The 26,021-nt window shown below is 51.3% G+C and carries 22 protein-coding genes and 1 tRNA gene; 17 read left to right on the plus strand and 6 right to left on the minus strand.

The features are described 5' to 3' along the window. Window positions 1-5: 5 nt before the first annotated feature. Complete coding sequence (locus EKM96_RS00555; protein WP_061776399.1) at window positions 6-563, plus strand: TIGR01440 family protein; 558 nt, start codon at window positions 6-8, stop codon at window positions 561-563. A gap of 133 nt (window positions 564-696) precedes the next feature. On the opposite strand, the gene EKM96_RS00560 is transcribed toward EKM96_RS00555, so the two are convergent. Further along, window positions 697-1,674, minus strand: a complete 978-nt coding sequence (locus tag EKM96_RS00560) for a LacI family DNA-binding transcriptional regulator (RefSeq protein WP_125638322.1) — start codon at window positions 1,672-1,674, stop codon at window positions 697-699. Window positions 1,675-1,862: 188 nt separating this feature from the next. Between EKM96_RS00560 and EKM96_RS00565 the strand changes: the two genes are divergently transcribed. Continuing rightward, window positions 1,863-1,934 (plus strand) — tRNA-Gln (locus tag EKM96_RS00565). Between the two features lie 204 nt (window positions 1,935-2,138). Then, the gene (locus EKM96_RS00570) at window positions 2,139-2,819 is read left to right on the plus strand and encodes a YoaK family protein (RefSeq protein ID WP_125638324.1); all 681 of its coding nucleotides are present in this window, start codon (window positions 2,139-2,141) and stop codon (window positions 2,817-2,819) included. Between the two features lie 239 nt (window positions 2,820-3,058). Here the strand turns inward: EKM96_RS00570 and EKM96_RS00575 are convergent, their stop codons facing one another. The 3 genes from EKM96_RS00575 to EKM96_RS00585 form a co-directional block, all read right to left on the minus strand. Further along, window positions 3,059-4,792 (minus strand): aryl-sulfate sulfotransferase, encoded by a 1,734-nt coding sequence (locus tag EKM96_RS00575; RefSeq protein ID WP_164510942.1) that lies wholly within the window; start codon window positions 4,790-4,792, stop codon window positions 3,059-3,061. Between the two features lie 359 nt (window positions 4,793-5,151). Continuing rightward, window positions 5,152-6,126, minus strand: coding sequence for a C39 family peptidase (locus EKM96_RS00580; protein WP_125638326.1), 975 nt, complete (start codon window positions 6,124-6,126; stop codon window positions 5,152-5,154). 161 nt (window positions 6,127-6,287) lie between these two features. Then, window positions 6,288-6,842 carry a cysteine hydrolase family protein gene (locus EKM96_RS00585; RefSeq protein WP_125638327.1) on the minus strand — a complete coding sequence of 185 codons (555 nt, stop codon included), beginning with the start codon at window positions 6,840-6,842 and terminating at the stop codon, window positions 6,288-6,290. 266 nt (window positions 6,843-7,108) lie between these two features. On the opposite strand from EKM96_RS00585, the gene EKM96_RS00590 reads away from it, so the two are divergent. From EKM96_RS00590 to EKM96_RS00635, 10 genes are all read left to right on the plus strand, one after another. After that, window positions 7,109-8,074 (plus strand): DUF4097 family beta strand repeat-containing protein, encoded by a 966-nt coding sequence (locus tag EKM96_RS00590; RefSeq protein ID WP_125638329.1) that lies wholly within the window; start codon window positions 7,109-7,111, stop codon window positions 8,072-8,074. Window positions 8,075-8,233: 159 nt separating this feature from the next. Then, complete coding sequence (locus EKM96_RS00595; protein WP_125638331.1) at window positions 8,234-9,238, plus strand: tRNA dihydrouridine synthase; 1,005 nt, start codon at window positions 8,234-8,236, stop codon at window positions 9,236-9,238. 170 nt (window positions 9,239-9,408) lie between these two features. Further along, window positions 9,409-10,608: an enoyl-[acyl-carrier-protein] reductase FabV gene (fabV, locus tag EKM96_RS00600; protein ID WP_125638333.1), complete on the plus strand. Its 1,200-nt coding sequence runs from the start codon at window positions 9,409-9,411 to the stop codon at window positions 10,606-10,608. Between the two features lie 167 nt (window positions 10,609-10,775). Then, the gene (locus EKM96_RS00605) at window positions 10,776-11,219 is read left to right on the plus strand and encodes a flavodoxin domain-containing protein (RefSeq protein WP_125638335.1); all 444 of its coding nucleotides are present in this window, start codon (window positions 10,776-10,778) and stop codon (window positions 11,217-11,219) included. Window positions 11,220-11,243: 24 nt separating this feature from the next. After that, complete coding sequence (locus EKM96_RS00610) at window positions 11,244-11,762, plus strand: GNAT family N-acetyltransferase (RefSeq protein WP_125638337.1); 519 nt, start codon at window positions 11,244-11,246, stop codon at window positions 11,760-11,762. 203 nt (window positions 11,763-11,965) lie between these two features. Continuing rightward, entirely contained in the window at window positions 11,966-13,330 is a 1,365-nt protein-coding gene (locus EKM96_RS00615) for an amino acid permease (RefSeq protein WP_125638339.1), read from the plus strand. An 18-nt stretch (window positions 13,331-13,348) separates the two neighbouring features. Next, window positions 13,349-14,011: a hypothetical protein gene (locus EKM96_RS00620; RefSeq protein WP_125638341.1), complete on the plus strand. Its 663-nt coding sequence runs from the start codon at window positions 13,349-13,351 to the stop codon at window positions 14,009-14,011. 236 nt (window positions 14,012-14,247) lie between these two features. Then, complete coding sequence (locus EKM96_RS00625) at window positions 14,248-14,901, plus strand: WxL domain-containing protein (protein WP_125638343.1); 654 nt, start codon at window positions 14,248-14,250, stop codon at window positions 14,899-14,901. Between the two features lie 59 nt (window positions 14,902-14,960). Beyond that, entirely contained in the window at window positions 14,961-15,986 is a 1,026-nt protein-coding gene (locus EKM96_RS00630) for a DUF916 and DUF3324 domain-containing protein (protein WP_225417529.1), read from the plus strand. 12 nt (window positions 15,987-15,998) lie between these two features. After that, a complete protein-coding gene (locus EKM96_RS00635) occupies window positions 15,999-18,170 on the plus strand; it encodes an L-type lectin family protein (protein ID WP_125638345.1) in 2,172 nt (723 codons plus the stop codon). A gap of 127 nt (window positions 18,171-18,297) precedes the next feature. Here the strand turns inward: EKM96_RS00635 and EKM96_RS00640 are convergent, their stop codons facing one another. Further along, window positions 18,298-19,533, minus strand: a complete 1,236-nt coding sequence (locus EKM96_RS00640) for an ArgE/DapE family deacylase (protein WP_125638347.1) — start codon at window positions 19,531-19,533, stop codon at window positions 18,298-18,300. A 121-nt stretch (window positions 19,534-19,654) separates the two neighbouring features. Continuing rightward, window positions 19,655-20,071, minus strand: coding sequence for an Lrp/AsnC family transcriptional regulator (locus tag EKM96_RS00645; protein WP_125638349.1), 417 nt, complete (start codon window positions 20,069-20,071; stop codon window positions 19,655-19,657). Between the two features lie 778 nt (window positions 20,072-20,849). On the opposite strand from EKM96_RS00645, the gene EKM96_RS00650 reads away from it, so the two are divergent. The 4 genes from EKM96_RS00650 (at window position 20,850) to EKM96_RS00665 (ending at window position 25,986) form a co-directional block, all read left to right on the plus strand. After that, window positions 20,850-21,782, plus strand: coding sequence for an ABC transporter ATP-binding protein (locus EKM96_RS00650; RefSeq protein WP_125638351.1), 933 nt, complete (start codon window positions 20,850-20,852; stop codon window positions 21,780-21,782). Between the two features lies 1 nt (window position 21,783). Next, the gene (locus EKM96_RS00655) at window positions 21,784-23,304 is read left to right on the plus strand and encodes an ABC transporter permease/substrate-binding protein (protein ID WP_125638353.1); all 1,521 of its coding nucleotides are present in this window, start codon (window positions 21,784-21,786) and stop codon (window positions 23,302-23,304) included. 15 nt (window positions 23,305-23,319) lie between these two features. Further along, window positions 23,320-24,270, plus strand: coding sequence for a zinc-binding dehydrogenase (locus EKM96_RS00660; protein WP_125638794.1), 951 nt, complete (start codon window positions 23,320-23,322; stop codon window positions 24,268-24,270). 588 nt (window positions 24,271-24,858) lie between these two features. After that, entirely contained in the window at window positions 24,859-25,986 is a 1,128-nt protein-coding gene (locus tag EKM96_RS00665) for a vitamin B12 independent methionine synthase (RefSeq protein WP_125638355.1), read from the plus strand. Window positions 25,987-26,021: the final 35 nt, after the last annotated feature.

Here is a 26,021-nt window from a genome sequence, read left to right on the forward strand (position 1 = left end):
TCATGATGGATATTGATATTGAAAAGTTGAAAGCAGACTTGAACGTTATCGTTCAAGATGTGTTGGACGCAGCAAAATTACACAAGGGGGACCTTTTCGTCCTCGGTTGTTCTACTAGTGAAGTAGTTGGTGGGCGAATTGGTAAGAATTCTAACCTAGATGTCGGTGAAGCAATTATCCAGACGATCATTGCTAAGCTGAAGCCAGAAGGAATTCACTTGGCCGTTCAAGGTTGCGAACACATCAACCGGAGTGTTGTGGTTGAACGTGAAGTAGCTGAAAAGAAGGGCTTCGAAATTGTCAACGTCGTTCCAGCTTTGCATGCTGGTGGTGCTGGTTCAATCGCCGCTTTCAAGAACTTTGACGATCCCGTTGAAGTTGAACACATTGTTGCCCAAGCTGGGCTCGATATCGGTGATACCTTCATTGGGATGCACGTTAAGTTCGTTCAAGTCCCAGTTCGTCCTTCCATCAAGGAATTAGGTGGCGCCCACGTGACGGCCTTACGTTCACGGGCAAAGTACGTTGGTGGCCCACGGGCAAACTACGACCCAATCAAGTAAATTAATCGAGCTAACCGCTCAAATCAAAAGTCGCGACTTGGTCGCGACTTTTTTCGTAACGATTTTTATAGTTGTCTAGTTCGATAAGCGGCTTCGCTCAAGCTTAGTCAAGTTGAAACCGTGCCACCAAGGCCTATCGGTCAATCACCGTAGTGGCGAGACGAATTTCTTGAGGCGGGGTGGCCGGGTCTTGAATACGCTGCAATAGATGCTCAACGGCCAGTTGGCCCAGTTGATTCACCGGCTGACGGGCGGTGACGATCGGTTGTTCGAGCAGGTCGAACCATGACTGATCGTCGAAGCCTCCCAGGTAAAGGCGTGGCAGCTTCAGTTCGGGTAGTTTGCGTAGAACGGCCGCCATGATGGTGTTGTCCGCCACAAAGAGGCCGTCGCACTTTTGGTTAATGAGGATTTGTCGGGTCATCTGTTCAACATTACTGTTGTCCGTCCGAGCGGTGGCCTCGATGGCTGCCTCCTGTGGCAATCCAGCGGCCGCTAGCGCTTGGTGGTACCCTTGGCGTCGTTCGTGGGCCGTGAACGGAACGGCACTGTTGATGATTCCGATACGTTGCGCTCCTTGTTTAATCAGGTGGGCCACGACATCGCGGGTGCCTTGGACGTTGTCGACCAGAATCCGATCCAGGCCGGTTTGGCTACTATCGAGTGGGGTTCGGTCGACGAAAACGGTGGGCATGCCCCCAAGAAGTTCCCGATAGTCGGTATCCCCCTCGGCGCTGGCAATGATCAACCCGTCCACCCGCTTCTCTAACATCAGGTTGAGGGCCCGCGTTTCCTTCTCGGGATGCTCGTCGGTATTGACGATGACGACATCGTAGCCGGCTTGGTCGCTGGCGTCTTCGATTGCCCGAATGAATTGGGTAAAGAAGTCATTGAGAATATCCGGAATAATGACGCCTAGGGTATGGGATTGTTGCATCCGAATACTGCGGGCAAGTCCATTGGGATGATACCCAAGATTATTGGCAATGTTCTGAATCTTTTGTTGGGTGTCCCTTTTGACCTGATCGCTGTGGTTTAAAGCCCGTGACACGGTGGCCTCGGAGACGCCGGCAGCCTTGGCAACATCCTTAATGGTAATGGTGGTCGACATGTCGGCCCCTCCTTTTTTAGTCCCAGAAGGACCGTTTAATTGTGAATTAATATACATTCATGGTAGCCGTTTGTTGGGTTAAGTGTCAACTAATCTTCTCGTATCATAAGCGTTTTCATAAAAGGGGTTGCATTTTGACGGTTGTGAATGCTAAACTAATAGCTGTTGAGTCATAACGACTTAATTATTGGGCTATAGCCAAGCGGTAAGGCAACGGGTTTTGATCCCGTCATGCGTTGGTTCGAATCCAGCTAGCCCAATCAGAGGTTTACGAATCCCCGTCCTAGTGACGGGGATTTTTTTAATTGGCCACGATCTTTAGGGACTTTTAATGATCTGCACAAACCCCGTGACGCCGGTGGCTGGGCAGGACGATAGTCGTTCGATTACCCAATACATACCCCTGACAAGGGGCTTTTCATTTATACTGATCAGATAAATTAAGCGAATGGAGTGACTTAAAATTGGAAGAGACGGATTTTCCAGCTCACGAGCAGTTATTATTTGGGAGCGCACTAACCATGATTGCGGGGGCGTTGGACGCCTATTCTTATTTGGAACACGGTGAAATCTTCGCTGGACTACAGACGGGGAACTTTATTTTATTAGGTATTCATCTGGGCCGCATGGAATTCAGTACAGTGGGTCATTATTTGGCTTCCATTTTAGCCTTTGCTGTGGGAACGATGTTGGCGCGGGGATTGCAACATCTCTTGGAGAAGCGCTCGGTGAACCAGCAGTACATTGTGTTGTGGTATGAACTTGTTTTATTGGTCTTTGTCATGATTGCGACCAATCGGCTGCCGGATATCGTCATTACCACCTTGCTTTCCTTAGCCGCCGCGGCAGAATTACAAGAGTTCCGGCGAATTAAGGGGGCGCCATTCACGCCACTGATGATGACGGGTAACCTGCGCAAGGCCTCGGCGTCATTGTATGATGGCGTTCGTTATCACGACCACAAGGCCAGCAGCCAGGCGCTCGATACCTTCACGGTGTTGGGGAGTTTTGCGATCGGCGCCATTTTAATCGGGCTCTTTAGCAAAATTCTGGCGGGCTTTGCGTTAATTGTCCCGATTCTTATTATCATTGGGCTGATCACCTGGCTCTACCGAACCCATCATCACCGTCGTTGGAAGCATTAGGCAATCTTTAAATCACGAAATAAAAAGGGAGACGACACTATCTTTGTCAGATACTGTGGTCTCCCTTTAATTTGGTTAACTTTTGAGAATGGTGTTTGAGGCAATATCATCGATCTGATCCGGAAGGGTCCAAGATTAAGTGAAGCGGGGTCGAAGGTGAAAGTCCAGATTATGGCTGGAGGAGGCCCCACAGCGAACGGCGCACCTAAGCACCGGAGACGCCAGTTAAACGTCAGCGCCTATTTAGTCGCGTCGAATTGATAGGCAGCGTCATAGAACGGCACACGGTAGGCGCGGTAGGCGTAGGCCTTGGAGGCCGCACTCTTCATGGTGACGTTGAAGACTTGCTTGCCGGACTGATTGACCTCGATGACGTTACTTTCCTTACCGCCGTTCTTGAACCCAAAGTCGATGAGGACGTTATCATTGGCCAGCTTTTGGGCATAACCGATGACGGGCGTGAAGTTGGTCTTTCCTAAGGACTGACCATAGGCCCAGGTTTGTTTAATGGTCATCTTCCGGGTATCAACGTGGTATTGAACGGCCTGCGAATACTTACCGGAGGTCTTTTTATTGCCGTTGGTCACGGCAATATTGTTGTCGTAGAGCATGAAGTCTTCACTGTTGGCACTATTCTTGCCGCCATTGTTCAAGAGATAGAGACCGTGTTGGCCACCGGTAATCGTGGTGCCCTTGGCTGGTGTCAACAGGTATTTCCGGTAGGCGGACGGCCAACTGGACTTCTGTTTGCCGGTGTAAATCCACTTGATATGGTCGGTCTTATAGTCGAGCTTCATGATCAGGTCTTGGTTCCGACTGGAAATGACGATGGAATCGTCATTCTTGTCGTAGTCCACAGCGTTTTGATGGAGCCAATCAATCTTGCCATCGATGCCCTTCTTGTAATGTGACCACATGGATTTCGGCAGGAGCTTCTTCATATCGATGACCTTCACAATTCTTCCGGTCTTGTGAGAAACTTCAATCATGGTATCTTCCTTATACTTGGAGCCGTCGGAAACGGTCGCGAGAAAGTTGTGATTTGGCAATTCAACCAGGTCATGATGAATGACCGTGGTTTCCTTGTTGGACTTGGCAGCGGCCTTGGAAACGCTACTGCTGTCGGAGCTACTGGTATTGGCGGAGAAAGAATATTCTTTGTAGACGCGGCCTAAGTAATCGGTCTCTAAGAGGTCGTTGTAGACGTCTGAATTCACGTCCTTCTTCGACAACATCATGACATGGCCGTTTGACCATTGTTCGATAGTGTGTTGTGAGTAGTTGGTGTCGTACCAACGAACTTCGCCATCGGCATCGATAGCAAAAGGCTGTTTCGTGGTGCGGTTCATAATGGTTAATTTGTTTTTGCCAATTTCCATCTCGTCCTTGTCACTCTTGGTGACGTTGATGGTGGCATCCTTGATGTACTTAGGCAAGGATCCGGTTTGCATCTTTAAAGTCTTAGTGGTGGTTTTCCCATTCTTTGACGTTGTCGTGATCTTAACGGTGTTGTTGGTGTCGGCGTATAGACCAACGACCGGCACTTGGTGCGACTTGGTATAGCCACCTTTGACCGTGTTGGTGATGGATGTCTTGTCCGTCTTACCAACGACGGTATAGGTGACCTTCACGGCCTCGCCGGTCTTGAAGGTCACCAGTGCCGTCAATGGTGAGGCGTTGTAGGGATTGATTTTGACGTAGGGACTGGTCAATGTGTACCGGTCACTTTCGGCCGCCGTCTTGTACTGAGCAGTCAACGCCTTCTGACTGTCTTGACGGGTCGTAATGATCTTCGTATCCAAATTCTTCTTAATTTGGGCGGTGGTCAGCGCCACCTTGTTGTTCTTGATGCCATAGTCGGATGCAGAAGTCTTGTTTGAGCTCGAGCAACCGGCTAGACCAATGGTTAGGACTGCCAGAGAAGCAGCGGCGAACGCTGCCATCCGCGGGTGTTTGAATTGCAAATAAGCCATCTCCTTCTTAAATTGTGCCAAAAAGGGCGAGACTGGTCCCCCCGGCCAATCTCCCCCCAAAAAATATATGTAACACCTACAATATAGCAGTCGTATAAATTAGTTATGTTAACGAACTCTAACGAAATTTTGAATTCTCTGTGAAGATAGTATGAAGACGACAAAAATCGTTATAATAACGAAAAACGTCAGCCAGGACGAGTGTCGGTTTGGCGCTTCTTCTGGGAGTCGTTTGAGATTACTGGCACGAATAACCCGGGAAATATGATGAGGCAACTGGTTCATGTGGCGACTTCCTTGGCTTGACAATCAAGTAGAAACAAAAAAACTCCCTGTTTAAAAACAGGGAGCCGACTTATTTAATAGCTGAGTGCTCGGTAAGCATCATGTTTCCGGTGGTTATTAAGATTCTTGAGTGTCATACTGGTTCGCTTTTTGGTCCAGGGGTCGTTGTAGTAGGCCCGAGTGGCACTGTACCCCGTTAAAGTAATGGCGTGATTAACGAAGCCGTCGACACCGGCGACCCAGATAACGACAGGGTGGCCCTTATCGATTTGTTTCTTCATTTTGGTGAAGGAGGCACCGGTCATGTCTTTGGCGGACCCGACATGTTTCTTAACGGTCTTTAATAGGCCCTTGGGATAGATCCACCAGCCGGATTTGGCATAGGGACTACCAACGAACCCCTTATTAGGATTCGAGCTACGGGGCATTTCCTTTGCGAGGGACATCTTAGTCACCTTGGCGCCAGCGTATTGAAGCATCATGGTTGTTGCGGTAATCTCACAGCCGGTTGGTAGTTGTGGGCGTTGAGCAATCAATGGCACGCTTAACATGCGGTAACTTTTAACGGTCCCGTTGCGATGAATCCAGCCGGTTTTGGTATGATTGTAGGTGAATTTCAACCATAAACCGTCGGCCATCGTTTGTTCCCGGGTGATGTGGACCTTCAGATTGGCGTAGTGCCGACCCGTTGAAATGGCCGTCCAGTTCGCCGCGGAGGACTTGGCACCGCCGGACTTGTAGACCTTGTAATTGTGACGCTTATTACTGTTGATCTTGGTGTAGTACGTCACCTTTTTGGTCTTGATAACCTTACGGTAGACCCGTTTAGGCTTCGGGGTCGGCTGGGGCTTGGTCGTCGATGATTCGCTGGACGAGGATGTTGAAGTCGAAGTCGAACTGGAAGAACTGGTTACCGGTGCCGTGGTCGAAGCGGACGTGGCGGTTGCGGTACTAGCCGCAGTGGATGTTGCCGTCGCGGCATGGGCAACTCCCATGGGGGTCACGGTCAGAAGTAGGCCAAGACCGAGTGTAATGAATAGGCGTTTCATGTTAAGTGGCCACCTTTATATGTATAGATTTAGTTTTATTGGCAGATAATTTGCCTAAAAACTGGTTATGCCTCTTATTGTACGCCACTCGAATGTTTCGGACAATCCCAAAAAGCACCGCTACGAAACCAATCGTGACGGTGCTTTTAGGCATTTCTTAGTTAGACGACTTGTGCGCCAAGCACGTTGACGAAGTGCTTGAGGGCCCACTCGTGACCAGTGGGATCAAAGCTCGCCACGGCATCCTGATGGATGATGAGCTGGTAGCCCAAGTTGTAGGCATCAACGGCGGTATGGAGGACGCAGATATCCGTGCAGACTCCCGCCAAGTGTAGGGTGTCGACGTGACGTTCACGGAGTCGCAGATCCAGATCGGTTCCCGCAAAGGCGCTGTAACGGGTCTTGTCAAATTGCTTCACGGTGGCATCGGTCTGATGTTGGTCGAACCAAGTCGCTAGGGGACCGAAAAGTTGGCGACCCCAAGAGCCGCGAACGTTGTGTGGCGGGAAGAGTTTGGTTTCCGGATGGTACGGGTCATTTGGCGTATGGACATCGGTCGGCAGGTAAATCCAGTCACCAGCGGCCAGCATGTCATCGGCCAGGCTGACAATGGTCGCGGCCAGCCTTTGCCCGGGTTCGCCGCAAGTTAGGGCCCCCTGGTCGGCGACAAAGTCGTTGGTATAATCGATGATCAACAGTGCTTGATGGTTGAGCATACAGTAATCCCCCTCGGTAATGATTAGAATAAGTATGCTAAGACCGCCCCGTAAAGTCAACGAAACGTCTCATTTGTTTATTTATAAAATGCCGATAACAATCAATGGTTGATTCGTTGAACGACTAATGCTTGAAAATGCTTTAAGATGGGCACTTTGAAGGGGGTCATCAATTGACATTTACTGGCTAAATTAGTATATTGTTAGCGACTTGATGAGAACGAGAATTTACCCAAAATAGGACTAGTGACTGGAGGGCAAGTGACATGCGACATCGACGGCGAGTTAGCCTAACCTTGATTGTGTTAGGCGTGATTTTAGGAGGCCTGGGCTGGTGGCACCATGGTGGCCAGGCGGTGGCATGGGACCATGAGGCTCATGCATTACGGGTTGCCCGTAGCGTGAGTCGTCACGTGAGGCCGGTAGCCTATCAAAACATTGAGATTGCGAGCCCGGTGCCGGTCACTGTGAAGTCTGGCAACACCAACCAGGTGACGGTGCGCTATCTAAAGGGAACCAAGACGCGGCCACATGTGGTCGTTGATGGCTCAGCCTTAAAGATTACCGGTGGTCAAGTGAAGGCTAAGACCGCAACGCTCCTTGGTGGCAAGGCCAGTGTTGGGGCGGCCGTTGCCAACCCGAGCGGCGTGCTCGTGACCGTGCCCAAGGATACGCAACTTGACCGGGTCAATGTGGCGGCCAAGAGTGGGTCAGTATCGTTACAGGGCATTAAAGCCAATCGGGTGACGGTGGCCGATAGCGCTGATTTGACGCTTCAAGGCCTGACGGTAGCCAAGCAACTACAGGTTCACTCGACGACCGGTGACGTTTGGTTAGACGACGTCCGCGCCGGCCAGCTGGCGGTGCAGACCCTGCAAGGCGATATTGGGTTAACCAATGTCCAGTCCTCTTCAGCCAATACGGTGTTGTCTTCGACCGACGGGGATGTGAGTGTGGCTGGCGCCAAGTTAAAAATCAGTACCATTAAAGCAGTCAAGGGCGATGTCCGGCTGACGGACAACCAAGTTGCTGGCAAGCTCAGCGTGACGACTCAGTCCGGCGACGTGCGGGCCCGCATCCGGCGGTCGACCGGGGTCGACATTGCGACCATTAAGGGGTACGTGAAGGTTAACGACCAGTCACGGTCGCACAAGACCCGCTGGCACACTGATGCCACCAATCAGCTGGGCATCAAGACGGCTAGTGGGGATGTCACCATAACGAACAAGTAATCGATTAAGTGAAGCAGGAATGAGGGGCCCGGTGTCATGACGGGCCCCTTACGTGATCACAGGGACTTTTACTGGTAACCCCTGGGAAACGTGGTAAAATATAGAGATTGTGAAAAACACGGGATTTATAAAAATTTACTAATAGAGGAGATTTTAACTGTGCCTGATTCAAATTACTGGCAGAATATTGCTGACCACGCCAAGGCCGAAAACCGGCCGTTCTTTAGCTTGGCCCCCATGGAAGCCGTCACTAACGCTATCTTCCGTCGAGTGGTTGCCCGGGCAGCCGCACCGGATGTTTTCTTCACGGAATTTACCAATGCGATTAGTGTCACGCATCCTAAGGCTAAATTTTCTGTTCAGGGCCGGCTATATGTCGCCCCAGAAGAGGCCCACATGCCCGTTGTCCAATTATGGGGTAACGATCGTGAGGCTTTTGCTCGGGCAGCGGAGAACGTCAAGGAACGTGGCTATGAGGCCATTGATTTGAATATGGGTTGTCCTGACGGAACGGTCATCAAGAATCATGGTGGGAGTGACCTGATTCGCAACTTCGATAGCGCTGCGGAAGTTATTGCGGGTGCTAAGGAAGCCGGACTGCCGGTCAGTGTCAAAACGCGATTGGGTTACAGTCGATTGGACGAGTGGCCTGATTGGTTAACCTTCCTATTAAAACAAGACATTCCGTTGTTAACGATTCACTTACGGACTAAGAAGGAAATGAGTCGGGTACCCGCCCATTACGAATTGATCGATGATATCGTGAAATTACGTGATGAGGTCGCACCTAACACCTTACTGCAGTTAAATGGTGACATCGAGAACTATCAGGAAGGGCTAGCCTTGGCGCAAGCGCATCCTGGCGTCGACGGCATCATGATTGGTCGGGGCATCTTCACCACGCCATTTGCCTTTGAGGCGGAGCCACAGGAACACGATTTGCATGAGTTGATGGACTTGTTGAAGTATCAGCTGGATCTGTACGATGACTTTGCCGAACGTTTCCAAACGGCTCACTTTGCGGCGTTGAAGCGGTTCTTCAAGATTTACGTTCGCAATCAGCGAAACGCTGCCGGTTTGCGGAACGCCATGATGGAGGCCCATTCCACCGATGAGGTTCGAGAAATCTTGGAAAAATCCAATTTTGAAGCAGAAAATGAATAAGTAAGACTAGTCGCGACCAGGTCGCGGCTTTTTTTATGGTTATCGATCTAAGTTTCGATCACCAAACGAGTGGCATTTCGGCCGGTCGAAGCGGGAAGGCTAGTCGGGCCCAATCATGGTCAAAACGTGTTAAATTAGAGCCAAGACCTCGAAGGAGGAGAAGAAGACGGATGAAAATGATTAAATTAACGGAAACAATTGCCGGTAACGTCTCCCGGACGGTTAACCCGATTGGCAGAAAGCTCCGAATCGACTTAGGGGCCAATCAGGTGCAGACGGCCGGAACCTACGACGGTGCCAAGAATGCGTTGATCCTGGGCGGGGCTTCGGGTTATGGCCTAGCCAGTCGGGTGACGGTGGCCTTTGGTCAAGGCGCCAACACGCTCTCCGTGGGCTACGAGCGGGCGCCACAAGGCGAATCATTGGGAACCGCCGGCTGGTGGAATCAGGTCTATGTGAAACAGGCGGCGGAGGCCCAAGGCCTGCGGGCCGTCAATGTGAATGCCGACGCCTTTTTAACGGCGACCAAGCAACAGGTGATTGACCGATTACAACGAGAACACTGGGCACCATTGGATCTGGTGGTCTATGCGATTGCCGCGCCCAAACGGGTCAATCCAGCCGATGCGACTGAGGTATGGCGGTCGGTGATTAAGCCGATTGGCCAGTCGGTGACGGATGAGACACTGGATCTGGCGCATGAGCGCCTGGTCAGGCAGACCCTACCGCCGGCCTCGCCAGCGGAAATTGCCGCGACCGTCCATGTCATGGGCGGTGAGGACTGGGAACTATGGATTGAAGCCCTTAAGGCGGCCGGGGTGCTAGCACCAGACTGTAAGACGATCTTGTTTTCTTACGAGGGCCCCGAAGCAACGGCCCCCATCTATCATGATGGCACCTTGGGGCGAGCCAAACGGGCGGCCGAGGCCAGTGCCCAACGCCTGCAGCGGGTGCTGGCACCAACCGGTGGTGAGGCCTTGATTAGTGTCAATCGGTCGGTCACCACGCGGGCGTCGATGGTCATTCCGGGATTCGCCCGCTATTGCATGGCACTTTACCAGGTCGAGCAGGCGGCTGGGGGCCATGAACGTTCACTCGACCATGTGGATCGGCTGTTTCGCCAAATGGTTTATGGTCAGCACCGTCGTGTGGACGATCAGGGGCGCTTACGCCCGGATGCTCAAGAACTGGCGGCCAGTGTACAGGCGGCGGTTAATCAGTTGTTGGGTGAAATGACGGCCGCCAACTTTTCACCCAACTGGCCGGGGTATCAACAATTACGGCGAGAATTTCGTGAACTCAGTGGTTTCGGTGTGCCGGGAATTAGGGATGAAATGCCGGCAATGATGCTGGACAAGGTGGTCTTTTAGCCGGCTTGCGACGTAATGAGCGAATCGTTTACGGAATGTTTTATCAACAATCGAGACCAATCGTTAGGGAATTGGTGGCATAAGTGATATTATATTTAGCAGTTTCTAGTTTGCTGACGATACGCGAGCTAGCTGATTTCGTGAACAGTTAGGAGAACCCACTAATTATGACCCCAAGCATTCAGATTATTTATGCCAGCCAATCCGGCCGTAACCAGGCCATTGCTGGTCATTTGCAAGCCCAATTGGCCTCACGGGCCCAAACCGTGATTACCGAGATTTCTCAGGTGAATGCCTTTGAGTTATCCCAAAACGATGCGATTATCGTGGCCAGTTATACGTTTCATGACGGCGAATTGCCTGATGAGGCGCAAGACTTCTTTGAGGACTTGAAGAAGGTTGACCTGAATCGCACGAAGTTTGCGGTTCTGGGTTCTAGTTCCAAGACGCACTTGCATTTCGGTCGGGCAGTTGATTATCTCACTATCCAATTGAACTCAAGTAATGGCGAACAAGTTGCCGATTCCGTTAAGATCGACCGGGATGCAGACGATGACGACTGGGCCAGAGTCGACCAATTAGCCCAACGCGTATTAGCCAGTTTAGCTTAGACCCAAGGATGGAGTGAGAGATAAATGTATTTACGTAAAGCCAAAGAAGACGAATTAGACTTAGTATGTGACATTATTGAAGACGGTAAGCAACAACTGGCCGATGCCGGTATCGATCAGTGGCAAAATGATTATCCCAACCGCGACGTTATCAAGGAAGATATCGCTGCCGGTCGGGCGGTCATTTATAACAGTGATGACCACGAAACATTAGGAGTTGCCGCAGTGATGACGGCTCCTGATACCTCGTACGACACGCTGCAAGGTGAATGGTTGAAGCAAACGGATAAGTTTGTCACGATTCACCGGGTTGCCATCTTCTCCCATCACCAGGGTAAGGGTTACGCGTCACAACTTTTCCGTGACCTGTTCGATTACGTTGCCGAAAATCATCCCGACTGCGAGAGTATCCGTATCGATACCCACAAGGACAACGGGAAGATGCAGCACTTAATTGAAAAGTTTGGTTTCGAACGCGTGGGCAAGATCGTTGGGGTTTACCACCCGGCTGACGTTTGCTACGTCTACGAGAAGTTAATCTAAATAAAGTTTCGGGAGTCCCGACCAGTCTAGAATTGGTTAGGACTCTTTTTTTAGTCTATGCAGTGATTGAATAATCCCCGTGGTTGCGGGATAATGAGAGCCAATGGTTTAAGAATGACCTAAATAAAGGTTGCTTATTAGCGACAGATCAGGTAACATTTTCTCATTAAGTTTTAATCATTCAACAGAAAGAAGGAATTAGATTGCAGAGAAGACTAAGCGCTCGCCAAATGCAGATGATCGCATTGGGTGGGACTATCGGCGTCGGATTATTTATGGGGTCTGGTTCCACCATCAAGTGGACGGGTCCTTCCGTCCTCATTGCCTACATCATTTCCGGAATTTTCCTATACTTAATTATGCGGGCCCTGGGCGAAATGCTTTACGTCCATCCAACCACCGGGTCCTTCTCAACCTTTGCGTCCGAATACATGCATCCCGTCTTTGGTTACCTGACGGCGTGGAGTAACATTTTTCAATTTATCGTGGTTGGGATGAGTGAAATGATTGCCCTCGGGGGCTACTTCCGCTTCTGGTGGCCCAACCTACCAGACTGGATCCCCGGGTTGGTCGCGATCCTCTTCCTATGTACAGCTAACCTGATCTCCGTGCGGATGTTTGGGGAGCTGGAATTTTGGTTTGCCCTGATTAAAGTGGTCACGATTATCCTGATGATTATCGCCGGCCTCGGGGTGATCCTGTTTGGCTTCGGTAACGGGGGCCACGCGGTTGGGATCAGTAACCTCTGGACAAACGGTGGTTTCTTTACCGGTGGGGCCAAAGGGTTCATCTACGCACTCGCCATTGTCTTGGCCTCCTATCAGGGGATTGAACTGATTGGGGTGACGGCCGGTGAGGCCCAGAACCCACAGCACACGCTGGTGGCGGCTATTCGGTCGACCGTGGCGCGGATTTTGATTTTCTATGTCGGGGCAATCTTCGTGATTGTCAGCATCTATCCCTGGGATAAATTAAACCAGTTGGGTTCCCCATTTGTCCAAACCTTTGCCAAGGTTGGGATCACGGCGGCGGCCTCAATCATTAACTTTGTGGTGGTTACGGCGGCCCTATCTGGTTCCAACTCCGGGATCTATAGTGCCAGTCGGATGGCCTTCACCTTGGCCGAAAAGGGCCAGTTGCCTAAGAAGGTCACACTGTTGAACCGGCACGGGGTACCCTTCTACTCCGTCATCGCGATTTCTCTGGGAATCGCCATCGGGATCGTGTTAAACGTGGTTCTGCCAATGTTCTTTAAGGATGCTAGCCAGATTTTTGTCATGGTCTACAGTTCCAGTGTCCTTCCCGGGATGGTGCCATGGTTTGTCATCCTAATCAGTGAAATTGAATTCCGTAAACAGCATCCGGAAGAGATGGTTGATCATCCTTTCAAGATGCCGTTTGCGCCTTACTCGAACTACGTAACCTTGGTCTTTCTGGCCATCACGTTAATTTTCATGTTCCTGAACCCGGAAACCCGAATTTCCATTCTGGTCGGGGTGGTTTTCCTGGCCATCATGACGGTGCGGTATTTCCGTAAATATCATAAAAAAGAAACGGTTTCTGAATAAAGAAAAGGGGTCACGAAGATGAGTCGTCCAGGCAAATTTGCCAAGTCGAGTCGGGTCAAACAACTCCGGCAATTTCGGCGGCGGAAACAACAACAAGCGAGTCAGGCGATTGCCTGGGATCAAGTGGAGGATTTCCTGCTTGGACGGTATCACTTGGTTCAGGGAAGTCGCTTGCCACAAACAGTTGACGCGACCATCCAGCGGTTCTTTAGTGAGTGGTTGCGAACGGCCATGCAGGCGGGCGAAGGCCAGGTCCAGTGGGATGTGGCGACAATCAGCGCCGCCACGCTCAAACGAATTGGTAATCAGGTCCCGTGGCAGTTCTACGCGGTTCTTTGGCAACAAACAGCTCGTTGGCAGAAGTTTCTGTTGCGCGAGGGGCCCGTGGTTCCATTGGCAGAACGGCGGCAAGTGATTCACCCCTTAGAGCAATCCGAGTGGGCGCGGCTGATTGCCCACCAATTAGCGGTCAACTTGCTAACTGCCACGGCGGTCCCAATCACTGATCAGCAACGAGAGCAACTCGTTAAGAGCCTCTTGCAAGACGAACAGTTGCAGTGGAATGCCGTCGCGGCCCTATTTGGGCCCTTGGGCTTCCAGGTGGATGAGCAAGCAGACGCGGCCACTAAACAGTGGTTGAATGCGTTGTTGGCCTTAACCATCGTGCCCAATCACGACTAATTGACTAGATACGAAAGACTGGCGAAAAGCTGGTCTTTTTTTTCGGAACCAGTTATTATTTTATCTGAATCAAGCAAAGGGATTTTGACTAGGATTGCTTAGAACGATGGTCGGTGAACAAGTGACCGACACGGAATAACTTGGTTGGTTAGCTAACGGGTGGTTCAACCATTACCAGAGCTACTCGTTTACTCTAAAGCTGATAATCATTAGATTATTTTAGAGGAGTGAGTAAGATGACTCGCAGATTAAAGATTTCTCTGCTGAGTAGTTTAGCTGTTCTGACATTAGGCGTTGGCTTATCCGCGGCCCTTCCAGCAGCCGCGGCCACGACCGATACCTCAAGTTCAACTGGCTCAAGCAGTAGTAGTTCATCAGCGTCAACGACCCAAAGCACCAAGGTGACTTCGGAATTTGATACCGATCCTAATGCAGCGATTTCGCTTGATTCTGCGCCAAACATCAGCTTTGGTAAGAATGTAACCCCTAACACAAAGAGCAATGGTAGTTACGCTGCCCTTTCGGCAGATAACCCCGTTGAAGTGTCTAACCCAGGGTTAGGCAGTGGCTGGAGTGTTCAATTGAAGAACACGCCTTTCACTGACGCCACGGGCGACACGCTCGGTGGTGCCGTTCTTTCGTTAGGCGCACCTGATATCGCCGCGGGTAACACGGGCAACCCTTCCGCAGCACCAACTCCTGGCGCAGCAACCAAGCTTGACGGTTCGGGAACCAATCAAATTGTCTTCTCGGCCGCTGCTAAGGGTGGATTAGGTGTTTGGACCGCTGATTACAGTCTTGGCGACATTAACTTGGCGGTACCCGCTGGGCAAATGGGCGGGGTTTACACGTCAACGCTGACGTGGCAATTGAGCGATACACCACAATAGGCCACTGAGCAAGGTTAGTAATCGTTAATTTTTCTGACGACTGATTGGGGGAGTCGGTAATGAAACGAGGACTGAAATTTCTATTGGCGTTGGGGTTTGCCATGATGAGTCTAGCTGGCCAGATGCCAACGGCCGCGGCTAATAGTGTTGGTTATACGGTACGGGCGGTGTTGCCTAGCAATCAGGATGATCCCACGGTGAATTATTTTGCCCTGCGGACCAAGCCGAACGCTCGACAACGCCTAACTATTGTGATTAATAACACGAGTAGCTCGCGGCAAAAGTATTGGGTAAGTGTGAATCAAGCGGTGACCAATGATAATGGGGTCATCGACTATAGTCAGACAAATCCCAAGTTGGATCCGTCGTTGAAGGTGGGCATCAAGAACATCTTCACGAAGGCCTCCAACCAAAAGGTGACGGTTCCGGCAAATACCCAGAAGCGCGTGGCATTGACGTACAAGATGCCAGCGAAGAAGCTACGGGGCATTATTCTTGGTGGGGTCTACGTTGAACAGGTACCGCCTAAGACCCAGAATTCCGGGGCGGCGATCACGTTGAACAATGCCTTTTCCTACGCAATTGGGGTGCGGTTACGTGAAAACACGACAACCATTGCCCCGAACTTACGGTTACACCAGATTCAAGCGGTACAGGTTAACCGGCGTAACTTGGTGACGGCCAACCTGCAAAACTCGCAGCCCGGGATTATGCAAAAACTCACGGTCAATGCCCGAGTGACTAATGCTGGGTCGACGCAAACCCTCATCCGACAACAACAGTCCGGCATGGGGATGGCGCCAAACAGCAACTTTAACTTTGGTATCCCGTGGGGGAACCAGAATCTCCCGTCTGGTCGCTACACACTTTATCTGTCGGCGAAGGCGGGCGCCCAGAAGTGGCAGTTCAAACGCAACTTTACCATTCAGGGCACGACGGTTCGGCGGCTCAACAAGACTGTTTTGACGCCAACCAAGCAACCTAACTACTGGCTGTATGCCTTGTTAGGATTACTGATTGCGATGTTGTTAGCCGTTATCGGCTACCTGCTCTATCGTGATCACCACGAAAAATTAACGAAATAGGAGGGATGCAAGTTGTTCAAACGGTGGTTGAGCGCTAGCTTGATTCTATTGGCCGTTTGTCTAGGGAGTAATGAAATAACAGCTCGTGCTGATTATTCTGACGCTTTAGCAACTGCGCCACAAGGTATTTTAATCAACAAGACCAATCCATTTCTCACGGTAGACACGACTGGTAAGAGTTCGACCTCCATTGTGAACGGTAAGAATTCTGAAACGCCAGGTACCCAGATTGCCAGGTTGCATGAAGGGCCGTATGAGTTTGGGGCGATTTGGTCGACCGACTCAGGGTATATGGACTTGAAGAAGGTCCAGAAGTTTTCGATGTGGCTGTACTTGGGGAGCCAAGAGAGCCCGGTTAGTAGCGGGATGGCCTTCGTCTTGCAAAACGACAAGGCGGGCCTAGGCGCGCTAGCCACATCTCCGGCCGGCAAGAAGACCAAACTGCCCAGTGAAACGCTGGGTGTGTGGGCGGCCGACAACTTGGCCCACCAAGGCTCGAAGGTTCATTTGGCCGAAACAGCCATTCAAAATAGCTGGGCCTTGGAGTTCGATACGCGGCATAACGGCATGGATGGCGCTAAGGCGGCCGGCCAAGGTCAGTCCTTTGACTTGAATGAAGCACCTGTGCACATTGCTTCCAACTATCCAGCCCAATCGTCGACGTATGTACAACACGCGACCGACAAGGGTTTCTTGGGCGGTCTGCTTAGCAAAACCGACTATCATTACTCGATGGTTCACCAAGGCGTGCTGGTTGATCCCAACAACCCGGACTTCCTGGCCACGGGGAAGTGGCATCACTTGTCATTACGCTGGGACCCCAAGACCGAACAGATGACCTACGCGTTTGATGATCGCGATCCGGCAACGAATAATCCCTTGCCGGGAATGCGTCAGACCGTGCACATCGATCCGAAGAAGATCGACCCGGCTTGGCCCCACGCTAAGAACGATCCAGCGAAGGTCCGTTGGGGTTTTACCTCCGCAACGGGGGCCACGCATGACGATAACCTCGTCATCTTTGAAAACATTCCCGGATTGATTGTGGTCGATACCGCAGGGGAAATCATCGATGTCGAACGAAAACAAGTGTTGTCACCGCGAGACCAAGTGGTTAGTGGGGATGAACTACAAGTGGCGTACCACTTGAACTATAAGAGTGGTCGGCAGACTTGGGCAGACATTCGGGCGAAGCTCCGGTTACCCGATGGCATTAATTATGAGCGGGCGGAAATCATCTATGGCAACGGGAAGAAACAGGTCCTGTCGCTAGATGAGATGACCGATCGGCAGCTAATGGTTCGTTTGGACCAAGAGCTCAGCGAGGTTAATGACTCCGCGATGATTAATTTCTTCGGTAAGGCGATGGAGGTCAAGGAAACCAAGATGGTTCCAGCGGTTGGGAGTTCATTCACGTCGACGGCGCGGGTGGCATCAATCGCAACCACACAGTTTCGAATTAATCCCCATGCCGATGTTGACTTGCAGGTCATCAGTCCTAGTTCGGTTTCGCTTGAAGCCGGTCAGGACACGACGGTCCTTGGCAAGGTGGTCGTCACGTGTAACGGGGACATGGACATGAACATGCAGACCAAGGTGAAGGCGGTCTTAAATGACCAGCCCTTGGCCGATCTGAAGGTGAATGCCGATGGCCTGATCCGATTGCCCCTCAAGGCCAAGCAATTGAAGCCGGGGAACAACGTGTTATTCCTACGAGCGGTGACGAGTCACGGAGATGCCTCGCACCGGGTGAAGGTGAACATCAAGGTTGCGGGTGAACTCAAATTTGCCATGGTATCACCAAAGGAGAACTTCCAGTCAGGAACACTGTCTGGTACCCCCCAATTGATTAAGCGTGCCGATAATTGGAAGCTCGCCATTCAAGATACCCGTGGTAAGGATAAACGCTGGTCATTGTCGGCGCAGGCAACACCGCTGATGGTTGACGGGAAACCGGCGGCCGGACGGGTGGTCTACGTGGATGGCGATCGCCGTCTATCGTTGACTAACACGCCAACGACGGTGTTAACGCGTTCATGTGATGAGACCGTTAACGATGGGAAGTACGAGGTGACGGACGACTGGAAGGCCGACACCGGTGTCCTCTTGGAGTTAAACGGTGGTTCGAAGGCTGGTAAGTACCAAACAAGGATTACCTGGTCGTTGCAGGATGCCCCTCAATAATAAATCAGGCCGGCAGCGGCGTGATTTAAAGGTGGTGAGCAAACCGCTATGGCGGCTCAGTCTCTGAATAGTTTTACGAAAAAAGACGATCGTCAAGTTGACGACCGCCTTTTTTTGCGTTGGCTGGTTATTTCAGTAATTGAGTGATGAGTTGTTCGTAGATCGTGATGAAGCGGTGATACATGTCGAGGTCCACGTATTCGTTGACCTGATGAGCCGTGATGTTACCCGGCCCAAAGATGATGACGTCAATGTTGGGGTTGGCCGCGAGGAAGGAGGAAGCATCGGTGCCACCGGGAACCCCGATGAGTGGTAAGGCTTGTTCCAAGTTGGACGAACCGATGGCCTTGGCGGCTTGAACCAGTGGTGCATCATCCGCCGTGTGCATTGGGCGCAGGTCGCTGTGAACTTCTAGCGAAAGCTCGGCGCCGGCGGCATTCAGGTCGGCAATGATCTGCTCAATGGCCGCCCGCATGTCGGCGTTTGGCAGTTCGGGAATCGTTCGAATCTTAACGGCCATCTCGGCACTGGCAGGAACCGTGTTGATTTGTTCACCACCATTGATCAGCGTCACGACTGGGGTAACGGGTCCCAAGACCGGATTACGGTAGTGCTTGATGCTATCGAAGTAGGCCTCTTCCTTTTGGTAGAAGGCCATCAGTGGCGTAATCGCGTTCTTGCCGATTTCTGGCATTGAACTATGAGCCGCAACGCCTTTGGAATGAACGGTGTAGGTCAGCGATCCCTTGTGAGCTAATTCGATGAAGTGTTGTTCCGTGCTGTGGTTGGCGGCCAGGAGCTTTTCCGCCCCGGCATTGTCAATTTGCAACATGGCCTGAATAGCAGGTTGTTTTAACAATTGCTTGTTGGCCCCGCTGGGTTCACCCACGATCAGGGTGTCTAGGTCATCGGCATAGCCGGCGGCGGCCAATTGCTTGGCACCGTATTGGCCATACTCTTCGCCAACCGTGGCCATCAGCCGCAGGGTGCCATGAAGAGTCACGCCCTGTTCCTTTAAATGAATCATGGCAAAGACACCGGCCATTAAGCCGGACTTCATGTCGGAGGTTCCTCGGCCAAACATCAGATTATCCTTGATGGCCGCAGAGAGGGCGGGGACTTGCCATTTGGTGTCGTCTCCTAGGGCAACAATGTCCGAGTGGCCATCGAAACCAACAACGGGGCCGTGCCCATCACCAATCTCGGCGACAACACTGACCCGATCGGGGGCGTATTCAAAGGTCTTGCCGGTGATGCCGTGCTGTTGCAAGAGGTCGACCAGGTAGTCGGCCACCAGTTTTTCATGGCCATTGACCGTATTTAGCTTGACGATATCGCTTAACGCCTGTACAACTTCATCCATGTTACTGTCACCTCAGTTAATATTTTTGATCATTTAATTCGGATTTTTTCAATGTTTTACCAACCTGATTACAGCACTTTTCATTCACCGACGCAAGAAGTTCGTGTGGTGAATTGGTGGGCTACAGGTCTTCGCCAATCACGTCGATGACTTTGTAGCTGGCCAATGCCTCCAGTCGAGCCAGAAACATGGTGAGTTCCCGGCGGGTCGAGAACGCGCCTTCGATTAGGTAGCCACTTTCACCGGTGGTTCGATAATGGTGGCGGAGGTCGTTGCGGTAGTCGGCGATCAGCTGGTTATAGGCGGGACGCTTGTCGGCCTTTAGGGCGACCTGAATGAAGACTTGCCGGTCAAATCCCAATTGTTCGAGGTCGACTTCGATGGTGTATTTCTTGATGACACCATCGTCCTCCATCTTTTGAATGCGGGCGGCCACGGCCGGCGCGGTTAAGTGGACGAGTTCTGCTAAGCGGTTAATCTTGATCCGACAGTTGCGGTTCAGGTGTTTGAGAATTTCTATATCAGTGGGATCAGTCACGGGTATCCCTTCTTTTCTAAATGTTTTGGCGTCAAAGTCTTTATTTAAAATATTAACAGTTCTTGAGAAAAAAGGTATAGTGGTTGGTATTGCTTTTTGCTGGTCGTAATTCATGAGGGCCTTTGATAGGAAATACAACTGAAGACAGTATAATTAATGGTTGAAAGCAATTCGGCTTGATTATATTGGTTTAGATTGGGCTGCCTACGGCAGCCAGACGCCGCCCGGTGAGGCAGACCTGAAGCCTGAGGGGCGGTCTTCAGGGCAGCTTTAAGCCTCACCAAGACCGTGAGGCTTAAAGCTTGGCCAGTGGCCTAAGCCGGGGAATCCCCCCGACTTAGGCCACATCCACGGGGCTCTGTCTGGCTGTCTCCGGCGTAGATTGTCGGAATAGCCAAAACAGTCTAGGCCTAAATTTATTTAAACCATGGTCGTTTGTGAGATTCGAACGACTATCAGCCTTAATCGCCTGAGATGAATAGGATTAATGGTGAATCATCGAGCTCGATATCGGGCTCTGTTGACCAGTAGGTCTGGCTATAACAAGGGTTAGCCAGAGGTGGTTAGGAACAGAGTCCTGTGAAAGTGGTATTAGGGCGGGGGCCTTTCGACCTTACACCACGAGCCGACCTTTAAGCTTCACGGGTTATGTGCGGCTTGAAGGCGAGGCCGGAGACCGCTTTTTGGCTCCGGCCGGGCCCCATAGGACGGCGTTCCTAACCGCCGTCGGCGGTAAAATTAAGAAAACAGAAGATAAAATAACAAGTTGGAGGTTGTCATGATAGAATTCAAAAATGTCAGTAAGCGTTATACCACTAATCAGGCCATCAACGACCTCAATTTGACGATCCCAACCGGAGACTTTTTTGTGTTGGTTGGGCCTAGTGGGAGTGGTAAGACGACCACGTTAAAGATGCTTAACAGGCTAATTGAGCCCACCGATGGCAATATTTACTTTAATGATAAGCGGATTATCGATTATGATTTAAAACAGTTACGCCTTCAAATGGGCTATGTCCTGCAAAACATTGCGTTATTTCCTAACTTAACGATTCAAGAAAATATCGCCATTCAGGCGGAATCGTTGGGCTGGCCCCGTAAAGAACGAATTGAACGGGCACGGGCCTTGTTGAAGCAGGTTGACTTGGACCCCGATAAATATGCCACGCGAATGCCAAGTGAGCTGTCGGGTGGGGAACAACAACGGGTCGGAATTATTCGGGCACTGGCCATCAAGCCTAAGGTCGTTCTGATGGATGAACCCTTTAGTGCGTTGGACCCAATTTCACGAAAACAACTCCAAGACCTGGTCTTGCGGCTCCATAAGGAACTGTCGATGACCTTTGTTTTTGTGACGCATGATATGCACGAGGCCTTGCGGCTGGGCCAACACATTGCGGTGATGCGGCTTGGTCATATTCAACAGGTGGGGACCAGTCAAGATATTATGGAACATCCCGCCAACGACTTCGTTCGTGGGTTCTTTGAAACGGAACAGGCGGTCCAACCGGAGACCATTCAACGCCTGTTAGACCACGGTTACGGAACGGCCACAGCGGCCGCTCCCAGCCTGTCTACCACGTCAACGGTTAGTGAGCTGGCCGCGGCCTTAAAGACGACGTCAGCGGCCGTAGTGGCTACTGAGAGCGGATCTCGCGAACTATCTACCGCGGACCTGCTGGATTATTTAGCGATGAAGGAGGTGGACTAGCTTGCAAGACATTTTGCATATTCTGAAGACTCAGGGTGGCGACATTGTCCATTCGATTGGCCAACATATTGGGCTGTCATTGATCTCGCTGTTAATTGCGGCATTGATTGCGATTCCACTGGCCATCCTGTTGATGAATCATAAGCGGTCCGCCAACATCATGCTTCAGATCACGAGTATTCTCCAAACCATTCCCAGCCTGGCGTTGTTAGGGATTCTAATTCCGATTGTTGGGATTGGGACGGTTCCGTCGATTATCGCGTTGGTCATTTATGCGGTAATGCCCATTTTTCAAAATACTTATGCCGGCTTGACCACCATCGATCCGAATCTGGAAGAGGCGGCGACGGCGTTTGGACTGTCCCGACGGATGAAATTGTTCCGGATCGAATTGCCATTGGCCCTACCGATGATTATATCCGGTATCCGGATCGCCATGGTCCTGATTATCGGGACCGCAACGCTGGCGGCGTTGATTGGCGCCGGTGGCCTGGGGACCTATATCCTGTTGGGGATTGAAACCAATAACAATGCCTTACTGATTATTGGGGCGGTTCTGTCGGCCCTCTTGGCGCTGATCTTTGGGGCGGCCATCGACTGGCTAGGCCGATTGTCCTTCAAGAAGGTTGGGATTATTTTGGCGACCCTGGTGGTCCTGATTGGTGGTTTTGCCGGTTATCGTAAGATTGCTAGCCCGGAAACCACGATTACGGTTGCCGGGAAAATGGGCAGCGAGCCCGAAATTTTAATCAATATGTACAAGGACTTAATCGAGCATGATCACCCACGGATGAAGGTGGCCACGAAGGCCAACTTCGGGGGAACCTCGTTCCTCTTCAAGGCGTTGAAATCGGGGTCCATCGACATTTATCCCGAGTTTACCGGGACAGTGTTGGAATCGCTGGTTAAGGGACAGAAGTCCGCTAGCCACGATCCGACCAAGACCTATCAGGTGGCCAAGTCGGCCCTGAAGTCACAATATCGGATGGCCTATCTGAAACCCATGGCCTATCAAAATGGGTATGACCTGGCGGTAACGAAGTCCTTCGCGGCCAAGTATCACCTGAAGACCATTTCCGATCTGACAGCGGTTGAGGGCAAGATTCATGCCGGATTCGACCCCGACTTCTATCAACTGAAGGACGGATATCCGGGTCTGAGCAAGACCTACAACCTGAAGTTTGCCAGCGCCAAGACGATGGAACCTTCGATCCGTTACAAGGCGATTGTCAATGGCAAGGTGAACCTGGTTGACGGCTATACGACCGATCCCGAGATTCAGGAATATCATTTAGTGACGCTGAAGGATGATAAGCGTTTCTTCCCACCTTATCAAGGTGCGCCATTGATGACGGAGAAACTGCTAACGGCCCATCCAGAACTCCGACCAACGTTGAACAAGTTAGCCGGCAAGGTCACGACGACCGATATGCAGAAGATGAATTATCGCGTCACGGTTAAACACGAGAAGGCGGCAACGGTTGCTCGTGATTATCTGAAGAGTCATGGACTATTAGATTAAGTGGGAGGGATTATGATGAAAGCCATTGTGGTGCGTCATCCAGGAGGACCTGAGGTTCTTGAATACACGGAGGTTCCCCGTCCGACCGTTAAACCGGGGTGGTCATTGGTCGAAGTGAAAGGCCGTGGGGTCAATCATTCGGAAATCTTTACCCGGGATGGCGAGTCTCCTAGCGTTAAGTTTCCCCGTATCTTAGGGATTGAAGCCGTTGGCGTCATCGCTGACACCACGAATGCCGAACGCCTGCCGGTTGGTCAGAAAGTGGTGACCTTCATGGGCGAAATGGGCCGGGCTTATGACGGGGGCTATGCCGAATACGCCTTAATTCCAAATGAGCAACTTTTTCCGGTAACGACCGACCTATCCTGGTCCGATCTGGCGGCGGTTCCTGAAACGTACTATACGGCCTACGGGGCCCTGGAAGGTTTACAGCTCCATGACGGCGATACGATGCTGGTTCGTGGTGGCACGAGTGGTGTTGGGGTAGCGGCCGCTAAACTGGCGCATGCCATGGCATCAGTGACGGTTACCGGTAGCACGAGATCCCTGGCCAAACGCGACCAATTGCTGGCGGCCGGGTTTGATCAGGTCGTTCTAGACCAAGATGGTCAACTGCCGACGGGACAACGCTACGATAAGATTCTTGAATTGATTGGTGCGGCAACGGTTCCCGAGTCGCTCCAGCATTTAAATCCAGCAGGAATTGTGAGTGCCACCGGTGAGTTGGGTGGCCAGTGGGGACTGCAAGACTTTGAACCCGTCGAGAAGATCCCTAGCAATACCTATTTGACGGCGTTTCATTCGGGCAATATTGATGAGCACCGAATTCAGGCGTTATTTAAGTTGATCGACGATCATGACATCGACGTCAGCCCAGTGAAGGTCTTTGGGCTGAAGGACATGCAAGCGGCGCATGAGTATCTGGCCAGTCATCGGAGCTTTGGCAAAGTCGTGGTTCTTTCCTAAAATAGGTCTTGACAATTATGAGAACCAAGCATAATATTATCACTAATTTCTAATTAATCTGTCATAAATCAGCTAGGAGAAGAGTAGTGACGACGCCATTGTCCAGTGAGCCCGGTCAAGTGAAAACGGGTCTGTGGTTCGTCATGAAGATGAGCTCCCAATAGCTATCAAGTGGTTGAAGCTACTTGATCGGTAGGAACCGTTAGCTTTCCGGGTATCAATAGGTACCGTTGAGGCAAGGCCTGTGAGGACTTTGTGAATTAGGGTGGTAAAACGACGCGTTCGTCCCTTGAACTAAGCAATTAGTTCAGGGGATGGGCGCGTTTTTTTCTGGTTAACGATGGATTGATGGGAAAGGTGGGTTAGGTGACGGTGGTCGCTGCCTCGCTGGACTGACAACGGTCAGACCGAGGGTGGCAATGACCTGATTCCCTGAGACGTTTGGCGGTGCACGCCAAACGACCGAAGGAAAATGGGTGCATTCCGGCAGGTGCGGTGAGGACCGCTGCCAGTCGAACGCAGGCAGGCATCGTTGCTTCATCTCAATTGGCTGTCCGGATGCTTGTGATTATTTAGGAGGAATGATTAATGACGACAACAACTAAAATTCAGTACCCTTACCGTTATGATGTCGTGGGGAGCTTATTACGACCAGCAGCCTTAAAAGAGGCCCGCGCCCAATTTGCCCAGGGAACACTGACCGCCGAACAGCTTCAGACCGTTCAGTACCGTGAGACGCAGCGGGTGGTCAACGAACAGGTTCAGATTGGCCTTCGCGACGTCACCGATGGCGAGTTCAATCGGAGCTGGTGGCATCTCGACTTTCTCTGGGGACTAACTGGGGTTGGTCACTATGATTATCAGCAGAGCTATAAATTTCATGGGCGTAAAACACGAACGGATAACGCCGATCTGGTGGGTAAGATCGCCTATAATCCGGATCATCCATTCTTCAAGAGTTTTCAGTACTTGCAGACACTGGTACCAGATGATGTCCTGGTCAAGCAGACGATCCCGTCACCAACGATGCTCTTCCGTGACAATCGGAGCGACAACTGGCACGACTTCTATCCAACCTGGGAGGCTTATCTAGATGATCTAGCAACGGCCTACCATGAGACAATCCAACATTTCTATGACCTCGGGTGTCGTTATCTACAATTGGATGATACGACCTGGGCCTTCCTGATTAGCCAACTGAATGCCACTAAGGATGACGCGGCCGCCCATCAAAAGTTCGTCGATTTGGCAACGGATGCTGTGCGCGTGATCAACCAATTGTTGGCCGGATTGCCGGATGACTTGACCATCACCACGCATATCTGTCGGGGAAACTTCAAGTCGACCTACCTCTTCTCCGGCGGGTATGACGACATTGCCGACTACCTGGGTCAATTACACTATGACGGCCTATTCCTGGAGTATGACAGCGACCGTTCCGGCGATTTCAGTCCGTTGAAACGGATCTGGAACGGCGACACCAATAAGCGCCTGATCCTGGGATTAATCACGTCAAAATTCCCCGAATTAGAGGACGTCGCCGCCGTGGAGGCTCGGATTCGGGACGCCGCCAAGCAGGTTCCGCTAGTTAACCTGGGGCTGTCAACCCAATGTGGGTTTGCGTCCACTGAAGAAGGCAATCAGTTAACCGAAGACCAACAATGGGCCAAGCTGAAGCTCGTTAAGCAGATCGCGGATGACATTTGGTCAGACTAAGCAGAAAGCCTTGGACAAAACCCCAGATTCATTTT

Origin of the sequence: Levilactobacillus tangyuanensis (assembly GCF_003946545.1) — a bacterium.
Taxonomy (GTDB): domain Bacteria; phylum Bacillota; class Bacilli; order Lactobacillales; family Lactobacillaceae; genus Levilactobacillus; species Levilactobacillus tangyuanensis.